Source organism: Rhizobium sp. AN73 (assembly GCF_030757975.1).
GTDB lineage: Bacteria > Pseudomonadota > Alphaproteobacteria > Rhizobiales > Rhizobiaceae > Agrobacterium > Agrobacterium arsenijevicii.
Genome location: NZ_JARWME010000002.1, coordinates 525,096 through 538,939 on the forward strand (window position 1 = coordinate 525,096; position 13,844 = coordinate 538,939).

A 13,844-nucleotide genomic window follows, 5' to 3' on the forward strand; every position below is an offset into this window, starting at 1 on the left:
CCATGGATGATCGCATCGTCGTTACCACGCAGCAGGTCCGGGCGCTGGTCGAGAGCCAGTTTCCGCAGTGGGCGCACCTTGATGTCAGGCCGGTGGAACTGAGCGGCTGGGACAATCGCAGCTTCCGCCTTGGTGACGATATGCTGGTGCGGCTGCCAAGTGCCGAGCGTTATGTGGCGCAGGTGGAGAAGGAGCATCGCTGGCTGCCGGAGCTTGCGTCCCGGCTGCCTCTTCCGATCCCGGAGCCATTGGCGCTCGGTCAGCCGGGACGGGATTATCCGTTTTGCTGGTCGGTTTATGGCTGGCTAGAAGGTGAGCCTCTTGCCCGACATCTCGACCATATCGATCTCGCAACCATAGCCGTCGATGTGGCGACGTTTTTAAAAGCTCTGCACGGTATCGATGCCTCGAATGGTCCGCTTGCGGGCGAGCATAATTTTCATCGCGGCGGATCGCTCGCGGTCTATGACAGCGAGGCGAGGGCAGCGGCGTTGCGTCTTGCCGATGAGGTCGACCAAGCACAGGCCACTAAGATATGGCAACTTGCCCTTTCTAGCCGCTGGCAGGGGCCGGGCGTGTGGGTGCATGGCGATATTGCCGAGGGCAATCTGTTGGTGAGAAATGGCCGCCTTTCAGCCGTCATCGATTTCGGCAGTTCCGGCGTTGGTGATCCTTCTTCCGATCTCATTCTCGCGTGGAATGTGCTGGACACCGAAAGCCGGGCCGTTTTTCGTCGCGCGATGAATCTGGACGATGCCACATGGCAGCGCGGACGCGGCTGGGCGCTGTGGAAAGCGTTGATCACGCTTGAAGCGCAACGCGGCCGCGACGAAAAACTCGCCGAATGGTCACGCAGGACCATTCGGGAAGTGTTTGCGGATCATCTATCCGCTTGAAGCATCAGCGCAGACGCGCCATCACATATGAATCGGCATATTTGCCGTCGCGATAGGCATCGTTGCGCAGGGTGCCTTCGTGTTCGAAACCGAACTTCTCATAGAGCCGGATAGCGGCGAGATTGTCGGTGAAGACGTTCAACTCGATGCGGCGAATATCGTGCCAGTTGTCGGCCGCGTCGAGCAACGCCGCGAGAAGCTTTGAGCCGATGCCTTTGCCGGCGAAATCGTCATGGATGCCGATAGCGAGGCCGGCGACGTGTTTCTGCCGTCCGGCTCTGGCATGCAGGCCGGCGTTGCCCAGAATCCTGCCGCGCCATTCGGCCGCCACGACGATATCGGAAGGGGAGAGGCCTTCGATATATTGCCGCGTGCACGCGATGCTCTGAAAGGGCTGGCGCAATGTTCCCCAGCGCACGCCGGGCATGTTGAGCACCTGCGTCAAGCCTTCGGCATCATCGGGTCTGATGCCACGGATGAGCAACTCATCAATCTTGAAATCCTGAAAGGGCGGTATGTCGCTTTGCGGCTGGGGCATTGGCTGTTCTCCTGTTGGGCCGGAGAGCAGGGGACCATTCGCCCTGCTCTTGCGGCAGGGCATGATGGACAAGGATCGCTAATCTATCGCGACAATGCTCCACCGCCCGCCGGCTTGCCGGAGGTGGTATTGATGAGCATGTTTTTGCGCGACTGTGCGATCATGACTGGCAGAATGGTCGGGGCCGGAAAACTTGTCAATGCTCTTGCCCGTGCCCCTTCCGGTTTCAGGCCGCTCGAAAGCGTCTGAACAACCTGCCGTCGATCGCCGCAAGCCCGGCCGCGATCATCGCCATGCCGGCGAAGTGCTTGATTTCCAGCTGTTCGCCGAGAATGAGCGAGCCGAGCAGGATGGCGCTGACAGGGATGAGAAAGGTGACGAGCGCGAGGTTGGTGGCGCCGGCTGTCGCGAGAATGCGGAAGAAGATGAGATAGGCGAGCGCCGTCGACAGCAAGGCGATGCCGATAAGCGCGCCCCAGGTTCCAAGGCTCGGCATGGCAAGCGTCCAAGGCTTGTCGATGAGGAGCGCAGCCGGGATGAGCATCAGCGTCGAGGAGGATATCTGGCCGGTGGCGGTCATCAGCGGCGGTACGCCCATGGCCTTGAAGCGGCGGCCGAATATGCCCGCGAAGGAATAGGAGATGGCCGCGCCGAGAACGGCGATCTGGCCCCAGAGGCCGGAGATCGCACCGCCAAAGGCTGCCGGGCCGATCATCGTTGCCACGCCGACAAAACCGATGAGAACACCGGCGAGTTTGTTGCCGGTCATCTTCTCGTCAGTGGTCAGGAAATGGGCGACGATGACGGTGAAAAGGGGCGTCGTCGCGTTGAGGATCGAGGCAAGCCCGCTGGCAATATGGGTCTGACCCCAGACGATCAGGCAGAAGGGAATGATGTTGTTGAGCAGCCCCATGCCAAAGAAGGCGCGCCACACGGCCCATTGCCGCGGCAGGTGAAGGCCCATGATCCGGCAGACGATTAGAAGTGCGATGGCTGCGAGGCTGACGCGCAACGTGACGATGGTGACCGGCGGCAGTTCCTTGACGGCGATGCCGATGAAAAAGAACGATCCGCCCCACAGCAACGAGAGCGCGACAAGCATCCCCCATTCGCCGGCATCCATCTGTTTTTGTATCGCCATCTTTGTCTCCCAAGGGCATGAATTCTGACATAGTCGCAGACACGAGCGCCGTCATCCACCCGATATCGGTTGAGTTGACCTCAAGCTGGTATTTTCAGGTTTCCGGCTGCTTCGCGTCGTGTTGCTTCTATTTACTCCCCGTTTTATGCTGTTTTCAAACGATAGTTTCTCGTTAGATAATTGAGCTGAGCTAAATCATGGCAATGGAACTTCCGTCCCTCAAGGGATTGCAGGCCTTTGAGGCCGCCGCACGGTATCGCAGCGTCACGCTTGCTTCCAACGAGTTGAACGTCACCCCCGGCGCGGTCAGCCTGCAGATCAGGGAATTGGAGGCCCGGCTTGGCGTACAGCTGTTTGTCCGCAAGCCGCGCAGCATCCAGCTGACGCGGGAGGGCGAGCGTTATTATGGCTCCCTTCGCACGGCATTCCGGATGATGCGCGAGGCGACGGCAGAGCTCACGGCTCGATCCGAGATTACGGTTTTAACTCTGAGCTGCACGCCGACTTTCGCCGTGCAGTGGTTGATGCCGAGGCTGCCTGGCTTCCAGCAGCGACACCCGCATGTGGATGTCCGCATCAGCGTCACCAACCGGCTGGTGGATTTTTCGAGGGACGATGTCGATCTGGCCGTTCGGCACGGGTTCGGCCGTTATGAGGGGCTGGAGAGCATCCTCTTCATAGACGACAGCACCCTGCCGGTCTGCTCGCCGCAGCTTTTTGAAAAATACGGGCCGCTTCGGGTGGCGGGCGATCTGCAGTCCATGCCGCTGCTGCACGATGAAAACCGCAATGAGTGGCGGCGGTGGCTGGAAACGGCGGGCGCGTCCGAGGTCGATGCTTCCGGTGGCACCGTATTCATCGACAGCAACGGTGCGCTGGATGCGGCCAAGGCCGGGCATGGTGTTGCGCTGACGCGACGCTCGCTGGTTTCCCGCGAGCTGGAGGAAGGAACGCTGATTGCGCCGTTTGGTACGGACATTGCCAGCACGCTTGCCTATTTCCTGGTTTACCCGCGGCGAATGCTGGATAATCCCGATCTCGTGACGCTGCTCGACTGGATGCTTGCGGAGGCGGGGTCGACCGAGGCCGGTTCTCTTTGACGCCAATCCGGTTTATGCCGGAATGAAACAACGGGAATCACTCTTGAAAACCATTGCCATCGATTTCGAGACCGCCAATGAGGAACGGGGCAGCGCCTGCTCCGTCGGGCTTGCGTGGATAGAAGACGGCGAGATCGTTCGCGTCGAGGAACGGCTCATCCGGCCGAAGGACATGCGGTTTTCGCCCTTCAACATCGCCGTGCACGGGATTCGACCTGCCGATGTCGAGGACGCGCCGGAATTCCCTGATGTGATGGAGGAGTTCATCGACGATTTCCAGGGCGCCACGATGATCGCCCATAATGCCGCCTTCGATTTCAGCGTCATGCGCGCCTCCTTCGATAAATATCGGCAGTCCTATCCGGATCTTTCTTATCTTTGCAGCGTCAAGATTGCCCGCCATGTCTGGCCGCAGCTGGAATCACACAAGCTGAACGTGATTGCCCATCATCTCCAGCTTCGTTTCGTGCATCACAATGCCGCCGAAGATGCCGTTGTCTGCGCCGCCGCGTCGATTGCAGCGGCCAAGGCGCTGCGCGTTGCCCATATTCGCGACCTGCCGGAAAAGATCGGCATGGTCGCCGGTCGTCTCACATCCACGGGTTACCAGCCCTGCAGCATGAAAAAACGTGCCGTCTCCCGGGTTGCGTAACGGCTCCGTCCACCTATGTTGAATGCAACGTAACGGAGAAGATGCGATGACGATGAAAACTCTGTCGGGTTTGTTTGCGGGCTTTTTGACGTTGCTTCCGGTCACGGCTGCGCATTCGCAAGTCGTCGGTAAGGTCGGGGTGGACTGGATCGGCAACGATATCGTCATTGAGGCGATTGCCGATCCCAAGATCAAGGGCGTGACCTGCCACGTCACCTATTTCGAGCGAGGTGTCATCGACCGGCTGAAAAACGGCAACTGGTTCGAAGACCCTTCAAACAATGCCATTTCCTGCAGCCAGACGGGGCCGGTGGAAATCGGCGACATCGATCTGTCCAAGGGCGGGGAAGAGGTCTTTCGGCAGGGCATGTCGCTGGTCTGGAAAAAGCTCGTCGTCAGCCGCGTTTACGACAAGGCCAATGATGCGCTGATCTATCTGGTGCATGCGCGGGAACTGACCGACGGTTCGGCCAAGATGGCGATTTCCACAGTGCCGCTTTATAATCAGCAGGTGACGTGGGAAAAGGGCAAGCCGTAAGGCTCGCCCGTTGCTTTTACAGCATTGATTGCTTCAGGCTCGATCAGGCTGCTTCGCGCGCCAGCTCGTCGGCGATGACGGTGTCGAGGTTGAGGAAGCAGACCATGCTCTTTTCCAGCGCGACGATGCCGCGGCAGAAGCTGCGCTGCTCTTCCGGGATGATATCGGGCGCGGGCTGCAGGTCTTCGGAGCGGATGGTCATCATGTCGGAGACCTGTTCCACCAGAAGTCCGACCAGCTTGCCGCCGATATCGGTAACGATGATGGCGGAGCGCTCGGATGGCTCGGTCATTTTCATGCCAAGGCGGCCGGCCATGTCGATGACGGGGATGACGGCGCCGCGCAGGTTGATGAGGCCGAGAACATAAGGCGGCGTGTGCGGCATCGGTGTGACTGGCGCCCAGCCGCGGATTTCGCGGATCGCCATGATGTCGATGCAGAATTCCTGACCGCCGAGATGGAAGGAAACGATTTCGAGATATGCGCCGGATTGCTTGATGGCGTTGGACATGACGGCAGGTTTCCTCTGGCGGCTCTTAAGGCAGGCCCATGCATGATTGAGCTTTATGCGGTGGCCGGAGTGAACCGGGAGACATCATGTCGGGACTTAGAAACCGCTATGGCCATAATGCACAGCAAGATTTTAAACTTTCCCTAACAATTGCCGGCGCTGTCCCTGCAAAACCCAGTATTTTGGCGGTTTTCGCGCTGATGCAAACAGGTTATAACAGGTGCATGAACGCACTCGTTTCCAATCCGCTGAAGTTTATTCTGGCAAGTCTTGGCGTAGCGGTCTCGCTTGCCGTCGTGCTGCTTGCCTTCGACGGCTGGGTGCGGCACAGCACGGATATTTTCCTGTCCGCCGTGCAGAGCGGCATTGCCTGGTGTCTGTGATCTGTCTGCCGGTCCCGGCTTTGTGACAAATCAGCGCGGTTCCGGCAAATACGCCCAGTTGATTTGCCGTCGCCACCGCTGTTCGTTATCAGACGATGGAGGCTTGCTACATGCGGCCGGCCTTCGGGGGTAGGATTAGGACAATGAGAAATATTCGCATCGTATTGTGGGCAGTGGTGGTCGTTCTTGTCGGTGTCGTCAGCTGGTTGACGCTCGAAATGACGAAAACCCGTGAGGAAATGGTGGAAACGGCCTATGGCGTGCCGTTCGAGCTGACGGCCCAGAATGGCCAGCCGATCACCGAAAAAGCCTTTCAGGGCAAACCCACAGCGCTGTTCTTCGGTTTCACCCATTGCCCGGAAGTCTGCCCGACAACGCTGTTCGAGCTGAACGGCTGGATGCAGAAAGTGGACCCGGCCGGCGACAAGTTGCAGGCCTATTTCGTGTCCGTTGACCCCGAGCGCGATACGCCTGACATCATGCAGCAATATGTCTCCAACGTCTCGAAGCGGATTACCGGCATCACCGGTCCGGCCGACAAGATTGCCGAGACGCTGAAAGGCTACCGCATCTATGCCAAGAAGGTGCCGGTGGACGAGAAGGATCCGAACGGTGACTACACCATGGATCACACGGCTTCCGTCATCCTGCTTGACGCCAAGGGCCGTTTTTCCGGTACCATCGCCTATGGCGAGAACCCTGATGTTGCCGAGCAGAAGCTTCAGAATCTGCTGAAGGGCTGAACGAGACGGCATAATTGTGCCTGGCTTATTGGACTGGCGATGGTTTTGTGGCAAAGGCAAGCCTTAAGAACCTTAGCTAGAGAAAGCAGCCCGCCGTGAGCGAAATCCGACTTTACGTCACCACGACCGAAATCAAGGCCGGTGAAATCCTCGATCTCATGTCGGACTATTTCGGCGAGGAGGATGTCGCGATCGCCACCACCGAGGTGGATGAGAAACGCGACATCTGGGAAGCCTCGGTTTACCTCATGGCCGGGCAGGAAGACGAGTTTCGTGAGCGCATCGGCGGCTTGCTGGCACCAGCCTTTCCCGGCCTTGCCATCGAGAAAGCGATCGTTCCCGATGTCGACTGGATCGCCAAGTCGCTCGAGGGGCTGAAACCGGTCCGGGCAGGGCGCTTCATCGTTCACGGTGCGCATGATCGCGACAAGGTCAAGGCGAACGATCTGGCGATTGAAATCGAGGCAGGGCAGGCTTTCGGCACCGGCCATCACGGCACAACGGCTGGCTGCCTTGAGATGATCGAGGAAGTTCTGCGGGCACGGACCGTGCGCAATGCGCTCGATCTCGGCACCGGCAGCGGCGTGCTGGCGATTGCGGTGCGCAAGATGCGCCATATTCCCGTGCTTGCGACGGATATAGATCCCATCGCCGTGAGGGTGGCCAGGGAGAATGTGCGCCTGAACGGCATCGTCTCCGGTTTGGCGCTCGAAACCGCACCGGGTTTCCATTCCGACGCTTTCCGCAAATATGGCCCGTTCGATCTCATCATCGCCAATATTCTGGCGCGGCCACTCATCAAGATGGCGCCGCAGCTCGTCACGCATCTGGCGCCCGGCGGCACCGTCATCCTGTCGGGCATTCTCGCATCGCAGCGCTGGAAGGTTCTTGCCGCCTATAATGGCGCGCGGCTTTCCCATATCCGCACCATCTGGCGCAACGGCTGGGTCACGCTGCATCTGCGCAAGGACTGAAGCAGCATCTCTTTCGGGCAAAAGAAAAGGCGGCGCTTCCGCGCCGCCTGAAAACCCGCGAGCACTGAGGGAGGAGAGTGCTCAAGCGGGTCGACGTATTCCTGTTCAGACGCGGTGGAGGGAGGATCGCCGCGCCGGAAGTTATCAGAATACGTAGCTGGACTTTGCCTTGCGACGAAGATCGGCGCGGTTCACGCCGAGCGCTGCGAGCGACTTGTCGTCGAGGTTCAGAAGAGCGGCGTTGACATGACGGCTGACCTGACGCTCGCGTGCTTCAATGACGCGATCGAAGGCGGTGCGGAGGAAAGATTTTGCCATTGCTTCAAATCCTTGTTTGCCAGGAGAGTGTTTCTCTCGCCGTGTTGACTTGAAGATAAGCGATGTGTTTTTGTTTGGTTAGGGGTGTTATCTCAATGTAGGCATGCGTTTTTCGCATATCTATGGCTTTTCAATATTACTTATTTAGAGAAAACTGCCCAAATTAGCGGCTTCCTTTCCCAGTCTTTCACGTAAACGGCAGCGCGAGTGCCTGCCGCGACCGACGCTGTCATATATGGCTTGAAACCGGGTTTGCCCGCATGGCATTGTCGTCGCGCGCCGACGATTTGGGCGTGCGGCCAAACCGCTTTTCTCATGACAGTTCCCGAAAGACGCCCATGTTCCAGACCTTCGAAAACAAATCCGCGCCGCAATTCGGCAAGGCCCGCGTCGAGGCGCTGCGCGCCAGTTTCGACGCCCTTGGTATAGACGGTTTTCTGGTGCCGCGCGCCGACGAATATCAGGGTGAATATGTGCCGGAATCCTCCGAGCGCCTGTCATGGCTGACCGGCTTTACCGGCTCTGCCGGCATCGCGCTGGTGACGCGCGAGCAGGCGGTGGTTTTCGTTGACGGTCGTTATACGACGCAGCTCACCTCGCAGGTCGATCAATCGGTGTTCACCGGCGGTGATCTGGTCGGTGCGCCGCCCTCCGTCTGGTTGTCTGAACACGGCTCTCAAGGGTTTCGGCTGGGCATCGATCCGTGGCTGCATACCGGCGCTGAATTGAAGCGGCTGGAAAAGGCGCTTGTGGCCAAGGGCGGCTCCGTCGTCCTGCTCAAAAACAACCCGCTCGACGCGCTGTGGCTGGACCGCCCTTCCGAACCGCTGGAACCAGTTGTCATCCAGCCGGAGGCCTTTACGGGCAAGCTGGCGAAGGAAAAGATCGCCTCGCTTGCCGAGACGGTATCGGCCAAGGGAGCGGACGCCCTGCTGGTCACCGATCCGTCTTCCATCGCCTGGATTTTCAATATTCGCGGCAATGATGTGCCGCACACGCCGCATCCGCTGGCCCGCGCCATTATTTATGCGGATGGTAAGGCAGATATTTTTCTCGACAAGCGCAAGACCGGTATCGAGGCCGAGGCCTATCTCGCACAACTTGCGACACAATTACCGCCTTCGAAGATCGCCGATCGCCTGCACGCCATTGCCAGCGCCAAGGGCCGCGTCATGGTCGATGCCGATCTGACACCCGTGGCGCTGACAGGGGCGATCACAGCTGCGGGCGGCACCTTGATTGAGGAGGCCGATCCCGTCCGCTTGCCGCGCGCCTGCAAGAATGAGGCGGAGCTTGCCGGCTCGGCTGCAGCACATGTTCAGGATGGTGCGGCGATGGTTGAATATCTCTGCTGGCTGGATCGCCAGCAGCCGGGCAGCGTCACCGAAATTGCGGCCGTGAAGGCTCTGGAGGCAGCGCGCGCCAAGGTGGGGCAGGGGCTGCAAAACCCGCTGAAGGACGTATCTTTCGATACCATTTCCGGCGCCGGCGAACATGCGGCCATCATCCACTACCGCGTCACCACCGATACGGACCGCACACTTGCCGACGGTGAGATGTTCCTCGTCGATTCCGGTGCGCAATATGTCAACGGCACGACGGACATCACCCGTACCGTGGCGATTGGGAATGTTCCGGAAGAGCAGCGGCGATTCTTCACGCTGGTGCTGAAGGGCGTGATCGCCATCAGTGCCGCACGGTTTCCGAAGGGAACGCGCGGCTGCGATCTCGACCCATTGGCGCGTATTGCGTTGTGGCGGGCTGGCGCAGACTACGCCCATGGCACCGGCCACGGCGTCGGTTCCTATCTTTCGGTGCACGAAGGGCCGCAGCGTATTTCACGTCTTTCGACGCAGGAACTGCTGCCGGGCATGATTCTGTCGAACGAGCCGGGTTATTATCGCCCCGGCGCTTTTGGCATCCGCATCGAGAACCTGATCTATGTGCGCGAGGCGGAAGCGGTGACGGGCGGCGATCAGCCGATGTTGTCGTTCGAGACCCTGACCTGGTGCCCCATCGACCGCAGGCTGGTTGTCACGGCACTCTTGACCGACGACGAGCTTGAGTGGCTGAACGCCTATCATGCCGGCGTTCTGGAAAAGCTGTCGCCTTTGATCGCGGATGAAGAGGTGAAGGCGTGGCTTGTTGCGGCCACGCGGCCTCTGGAGCTTACCGCTTAAAAAAGCGAAAAGTGCCTGATTGCGATGACGATGGCCCAGCCCACGGCCAGCATCGTCAGGCCGGGGAAACGCAGGCAGACCAGAAGAGCGGCCACCATGGCGATCTTCACTTCGTAACCGCCTTCAAAAAAGGCGGGTGCGACAAGGGTCGTCAAAACCGCTACGGGAACGGCGTTCAGTCCCGCCTCCATGCGCGGCGGGATGGATTTCATCCGCGTCATCAACACATAACCGCCGATGCGGGTAAGATAGGTGGCGATGGTGGCGAGCGCGATGAGGATCAGTGTGTCGGCGTGCAGCATGTCGCTCATGGTGTTTCCACCTTGCTTTCGGAATTGGCTTCGCCGGTTGGTTTCGGCGGATAGAGAACTGCAACGAGAATGCCGGCAAGCGCACCGAGGCTAACATGCCAGGGCGAGCCGACGATGTGATACGCGACCGTTGCGCCGAGCGCGCTTGCCAGCATCACCGGGTAAAAATTCTCCCGCTTGCGGAAGCTTAAAACCATACCCATGAAATAGATCGGCAACAGCACATCGAGGCCGATGGCCTTCGGATCACCGACCATGTTGCCCAGCGATGCGCCGACAATGGTCATGACCAGCCACAGGACATAGATCGGCGTGGCAAAACCCATGTACCAGGCGAAACCCACCGTGCCGGTGTTTTCGTATTTCCTGACTGATTCGGCGAATTGCGGATCGACCAGCACGAAGAACCCCACCGCTTTTTGCAGCAGAGACCAGTTGGTGATCATTCGGGCAATGGCGGCCGAATAGAGGATATGGCGAAAGTTGACGGCAAAGACCGACAGAACGATCAGCCATGGGGCAACCTTCTGGCCGAACAATTCGATGCCGACAAGCTGGCTTGCGCCGGCATAGACGGTGCCGCTCATGATCGTGGCCTCGGCGACGCTCAGCCCGTTATCGACCGCGACTGCGCCGAATAGTGCGCCGAAGGGCGCGGCGGAAAGGGCGATCGGAAAGCCGCTTTTAAGACCCTCGCGAAAATCTTCATTGGACATTGTACAGGAACTCCTTGCCGCCGCTCTATCGCCGTCCCGGCTGGCTGGCAAACAAATTGCATGAATGGATCGATTGATTCCCTTGAAGCATCCGTTACGTTAGCTGCATCCCGGCGCATCGGCGCCCAAATCGCGAAATCACGGATGATCGATGCTCGAGAAGCAGGAAAAGGCGGTTTTAGCCGCACGTATAAAGGATTATCTTGCGAGGGAGACCGAAACCGAGATCGGTTTGCTGCAGGCGGAAATCTTCGTGGACTTCCTGGCCGAGGAAGTCGGATATGTTTTCTACAATCAGGGGCTCAAGGATGCGCATGCCGCGATCCTGAGGCGTCTGGAGGATGCTGCGGGCGATATCGACGTGCTGGAAAAGCCCAGACTGCGCTAGAGGTTACTCAGTCGCGCAATATGTCGCGGCTTTTGAGGATGGCCACGCCTTTTTCCCGCATGGTCGCAATCGACGCCTTTATGCCGTGCGGATCGATGCCGCGGCTTGCGTCTTCGATGAAACGCACCTTGACGCCGGGCAGCATGTCGAGGGCATCGAGCACCGAAAAACTGACGCAATAATCGGTGGCGAGGCCGCAGATATCGAGCTGCGTCACGCCCTGACGGGTCAGATAGTCGGCAAGCCCGGTCGTTGCCCCCTGATCATTGTCGCGAAAGGCGGAATAGCTGTCGACGGCGGGATTTTCGCCCTTCTGTTGAATGTAGTCGAAAGCTTCCGTCTTCAGATCGGGATGGAATTCCGCATCCTGCGTGCCCTGCACGCAATGGTCCGGCCACATCATCTGCGGTTTGCCGGAGAGTTCGCCCATATCGAACGGCTTCTTGCCGGAATGCTGCGAGGCAAAACTGCCGTGATTTTCCGGGTGCCAATCCTGCGAGGCGACGATCAGATCGTAACCGCCATTGTCGATCAGGGCGTTGGCGACGGGCACGATCCCGTCGCCATCGGCAACAGCCAGATTACCGCCCGGACAAAAGCCGTTCTGGATATCGATGAGCAGCAGCGCCTTCATGATTTGCCTCCCTTATTTCCGTCAGGATGCCAAGCCGGCAGTGGCGGATCAAGTACCCTTACCACCTTTGTCCGGGCTTGATTGGCCGACCGCATAGATTTGCTCCGTCGCAGTGCTGCCGCATTTGCAGCAAATTTCCGGCCAAGTCAGAATTTACCTGACGATGCGGCGACGGAAACTTTAAAGGTCAATGACGCCCGGAAGGGCATTTTTCGCGACAGGACGGTGCTTGTTATTGAACCGGCGCAGCGTGCCTCGCGAAAATCGAGTGCGATTTTGCGCCGGGGCGCTCGGACGCAACAGTCGCGCAAGTCGTTGTTTTGCCTTCGCCTGACAATGCGCAGACCTTAACGAATTATTTTTGCAGGGACTCGTAAACACTTTGGTTACCATAATTCGTCATGCTTCGAACCAGTCAGTTCCGAAATCGGACGGGTGTCCGCCCGCTGTTCGGATGCCCCAAAATCCCTCCGGCGTCGGCCGGGTGTGCGTGAACGGTTCGAGTAACGAGTATCATGGCGTTTTCTGCTGCGGCTTATAATGGCGCCGGTGTTGCCGGTTCGTCTTGCCTCAAGAGAGGCAAATCCTTTTCGCTTGGCCGAATGTCCGCTCTGCTTGGCGGTGGTGCCTTTGCCGGCCTGTTCGCCGTGGCTGCCTTCGCCTCGCTTCACAGCATCGCGGCGGCTTCGCATGGCGTCGGTCAGTTTGAAAAGACGCTGGTGGCGCGGCTTGATTCGGCAGAGACGGCGATCGATCGCGCAGCCGTTCGAGATATTCACGTCCGCAAATTTTCCCGCCTGAGTGACAACAGCCATGGCCAGCAGAAGGCCGTGCGCCTTGCCGGCATCATGCCCGAGATCGGCGCGAAGGAATTCCGCGAACGTTTTGGCGCGGCTGCGAATGCAAAAGGGCAGGCGACGGTCAAGGAACTTGCCGCTCTCCGTCCGTCCGCAATCGTCGATTCGGCGCTTGGGCGCACTTCCGAGGTTGCCTATCAGAGCGCTGCCTCGCAACATCCGGCATTTGAAGTGGCACTGGGGCGTCCGCAGATCGAGGAGGAGGCAAGCAGCCTTCTTCCGGACGACGTGCCGCTGCCAAGCTTCCGGCCAGAGGTGGCGGCTGCAGAGGCGGTCGAGCCGTCGCCGCGCCCCGCCGCTCTTGCAAAGACCGATGAACACCCGGCGGCCGTTGCTTCCGCACCCGCTTTTGATGCGCCGGTTCCTGCGCGTGCGCCGCAGCAGCCGCGGCAGGGCACGGCTGGCATGCTCGCCTTTGCGAAACCGGACAATCCGGTGCGCGAACCGAGCAAGATGGATGCGGTTCCGTGGCCGGATCGCGGCAACGGTACGGCGATCTACGATATTTCCTCCGGCCTGGTTCACATGCCGAACGGCGAGAAGCTCGAAGCCCATTCGGGCATCGGCAAGATGCGCGACAACCCTGATTATGTTCATGTGAGAATGCGCGGTTCGACGCCGCCTTCCAGCTACCGGTTGACGATGCGCGAGGCGCGGTTCCATGGCGTCGAAGCCATTCGGCTGACGCCGGAAAACGGCGTTAACCCACATGGCCGCGATGGTCTTCTTGCCCATACCTACATGCTGGCGAAACGCGGGGAATCGAACGGCTGCGTCGTGTTCCGGGATTATTCCCGCTTCCTTGCGGCCTTCAAGCGCGGCGAAGTCAAGCGCATGGTGGTGGTGCCGAAACTGAACGGCGGTCGCCCGACCCTTGCAAGCACCGGTGGGAAAAGCGGCGGCAAGACCCTGTTTGGCATGTTCTCGCGCGGCAACGATACCTGAGCTCTAACGGAAATGCCGT

17 protein-coding genes are annotated in these 13,844 nt (G+C 59.4%); 10 read left to right on the forward strand and 7 right to left on the reverse strand.

Annotated elements, in window-relative coordinates; translation table 11 throughout:
* Nucleotides 1-2 precede the first annotated feature (2 nt).
* On the forward strand, nt 3-896 hold the full coding sequence (locus tag RBH10_RS12350) for an aminoglycoside phosphotransferase family protein (RefSeq protein ID WP_281037009.1): 894 nt from the start codon (nt 3-5) through the stop codon (nt 894-896).
* Between the two features lie 4 nt (nt 897-900).
* Here RBH10_RS12350 and RBH10_RS12355 read toward each other — a convergent pair whose 3' ends face one another.
* Together RBH10_RS12355 and RBH10_RS12360 are read right to left on the reverse strand one after the other, a co-directional pair.
* Entirely contained in the window at nt 901-1,434 is a 534-nt protein-coding gene (locus RBH10_RS12355; protein WP_281037008.1) for a GNAT family N-acetyltransferase, read from the reverse strand.
* A 226-nt stretch (nt 1,435-1,660) separates the two neighbouring features.
* Nucleotides 1,661-2,575: a DMT family transporter gene (locus RBH10_RS12360; RefSeq protein WP_281037007.1), complete on the reverse strand. Its 915-nt coding sequence runs from the start codon at nt 2,573-2,575 to the stop codon at nt 1,661-1,663.
* A gap of 197 nt (nt 2,576-2,772) precedes the next feature.
* Between RBH10_RS12360 and gcvA the strand changes: the two genes are divergently transcribed.
* Genes gcvA through RBH10_RS12375 form a run of 3 tightly spaced genes read left to right on the forward strand, consistent with a single transcriptional unit; the run spans nt 2,773 to nt 4,865 of the window.
* On the forward strand, nt 2,773-3,675 hold the full coding sequence (gcvA, locus tag RBH10_RS12365) for a transcriptional regulator GcvA (RefSeq protein ID WP_281037006.1): 903 nt from the start codon (nt 2,773-2,775) through the stop codon (nt 3,673-3,675).
* 43 nt (nt 3,676-3,718) lie between these two features.
* Nucleotides 3,719-4,327 carry a 3'-5' exonuclease gene (locus RBH10_RS12370; protein WP_281037005.1) on the forward strand — a complete coding sequence of 203 codons (609 nt, stop codon included), beginning with the start codon at nt 3,719-3,721 and terminating at the stop codon, nt 4,325-4,327.
* Between the two features lie 46 nt (nt 4,328-4,373).
* Complete coding sequence (locus RBH10_RS12375; protein WP_045016903.1) at nt 4,374-4,865, forward strand: CreA family protein; 492 nt, start codon at nt 4,374-4,376, stop codon at nt 4,863-4,865.
* 43 nt (nt 4,866-4,908) lie between these two features.
* Here RBH10_RS12375 and RBH10_RS12380 read toward each other — a convergent pair whose 3' ends face one another.
* Nucleotides 4,909-5,376: a chemotaxis protein CheW gene (locus RBH10_RS12380; protein WP_045016904.1), complete on the reverse strand. Its 468-nt coding sequence runs from the start codon at nt 5,374-5,376 to the stop codon at nt 4,909-4,911.
* 224 nt (nt 5,377-5,600) lie between these two features.
* Here RBH10_RS12380 and RBH10_RS12385 point away from each other — a divergent pair, with 224 nt between their 5' ends.
* The 3 genes from RBH10_RS12385 to RBH10_RS12395 all read left to right on the forward strand — a co-directional run bounded on the left by RBH10_RS12385 (nt 5,601) and on the right by RBH10_RS12395 (nt 7,476).
* On the forward strand, nt 5,601-5,759 hold the full coding sequence (locus RBH10_RS12385; RefSeq protein ID WP_281037004.1) for a hypothetical protein: 159 nt from the start codon (nt 5,601-5,603) through the stop codon (nt 5,757-5,759).
* A 143-nt stretch (nt 5,760-5,902) separates the two neighbouring features.
* Nucleotides 5,903-6,502, forward strand: coding sequence for a cytochrome oxidase assembly protein Sco (gene sco, locus RBH10_RS12390; RefSeq protein WP_045016908.1), 600 nt, complete (start codon nt 5,903-5,905; stop codon nt 6,500-6,502).
* A 95-nt stretch (nt 6,503-6,597) separates the two neighbouring features.
* Nucleotides 6,598-7,476: a 50S ribosomal protein L11 methyltransferase gene (locus RBH10_RS12395; protein ID WP_281037003.1), complete on the forward strand. Its 879-nt coding sequence runs from the start codon at nt 6,598-6,600 to the stop codon at nt 7,474-7,476.
* A 144-nt stretch (nt 7,477-7,620) separates the two neighbouring features.
* On the opposite strand, the gene RBH10_RS12400 is transcribed toward RBH10_RS12395, so the two are convergent.
* Nucleotides 7,621-7,794 (reverse strand): hypothetical protein, encoded by a 174-nt coding sequence (locus RBH10_RS12400; protein ID WP_045016912.1) that lies wholly within the window; start codon nt 7,792-7,794, stop codon nt 7,621-7,623.
* 338 nt (nt 7,795-8,132) lie between these two features.
* Between RBH10_RS12400 and RBH10_RS12405 the strand changes: the two genes are divergently transcribed.
* Complete coding sequence (locus tag RBH10_RS12405) at nt 8,133-9,974, forward strand: aminopeptidase P family protein (RefSeq protein ID WP_281037002.1); 1,842 nt, start codon at nt 8,133-8,135, stop codon at nt 9,972-9,974.
* Here the strand turns inward: RBH10_RS12405 and RBH10_RS12410 are convergent.
* Both RBH10_RS12410 and RBH10_RS12415 read right to left on the reverse strand, forming a co-directional pair.
* Nucleotides 9,971-10,285, reverse strand: coding sequence for an AzlD family protein (locus RBH10_RS12410; protein ID WP_281037001.1), 315 nt, complete (start codon nt 10,283-10,285; stop codon nt 9,971-9,973). The genes RBH10_RS12405 and RBH10_RS12410 overlap by 4 nt on opposite strands.
* Complete coding sequence (locus tag RBH10_RS12415; RefSeq protein ID WP_281037000.1) at nt 10,282-11,001, reverse strand: AzlC family ABC transporter permease; 720 nt, start codon at nt 10,999-11,001, stop codon at nt 10,282-10,284. The genes RBH10_RS12410 and RBH10_RS12415 overlap by 4 nt, the downstream gene beginning before the upstream one ends.
* Before the next feature lie 151 nt (nt 11,002-11,152).
* Between RBH10_RS12415 and RBH10_RS12420 the strand changes: the two genes are divergently transcribed.
* The gene (locus tag RBH10_RS12420) at nt 11,153-11,389 is read left to right on the forward strand and encodes a DUF2164 domain-containing protein (RefSeq protein WP_045016918.1); all 237 of its coding nucleotides are present in this window, start codon (nt 11,153-11,155) and stop codon (nt 11,387-11,389) included.
* Nucleotides 11,390-11,396: 7 nt separating this feature from the next.
* On the opposite strand, the gene pncA is transcribed toward RBH10_RS12420, so the two are convergent.
* Nucleotides 11,397-12,023, reverse strand: coding sequence for a bifunctional nicotinamidase/pyrazinamidase (pncA, locus tag RBH10_RS12425; protein ID WP_281036999.1), 627 nt, complete (start codon nt 12,021-12,023; stop codon nt 11,397-11,399).
* 515 nt (nt 12,024-12,538) lie between these two features.
* Here pncA and RBH10_RS12430 point away from each other — a divergent pair.
* Nucleotides 12,539-13,825, forward strand: coding sequence for a DUF2778 domain-containing protein (locus RBH10_RS12430; RefSeq protein ID WP_281036998.1), 1,287 nt, complete (start codon nt 12,539-12,541; stop codon nt 13,823-13,825).
* The last annotated feature ends 19 nt before the right edge of the window (nt 13,826-13,844 follow it).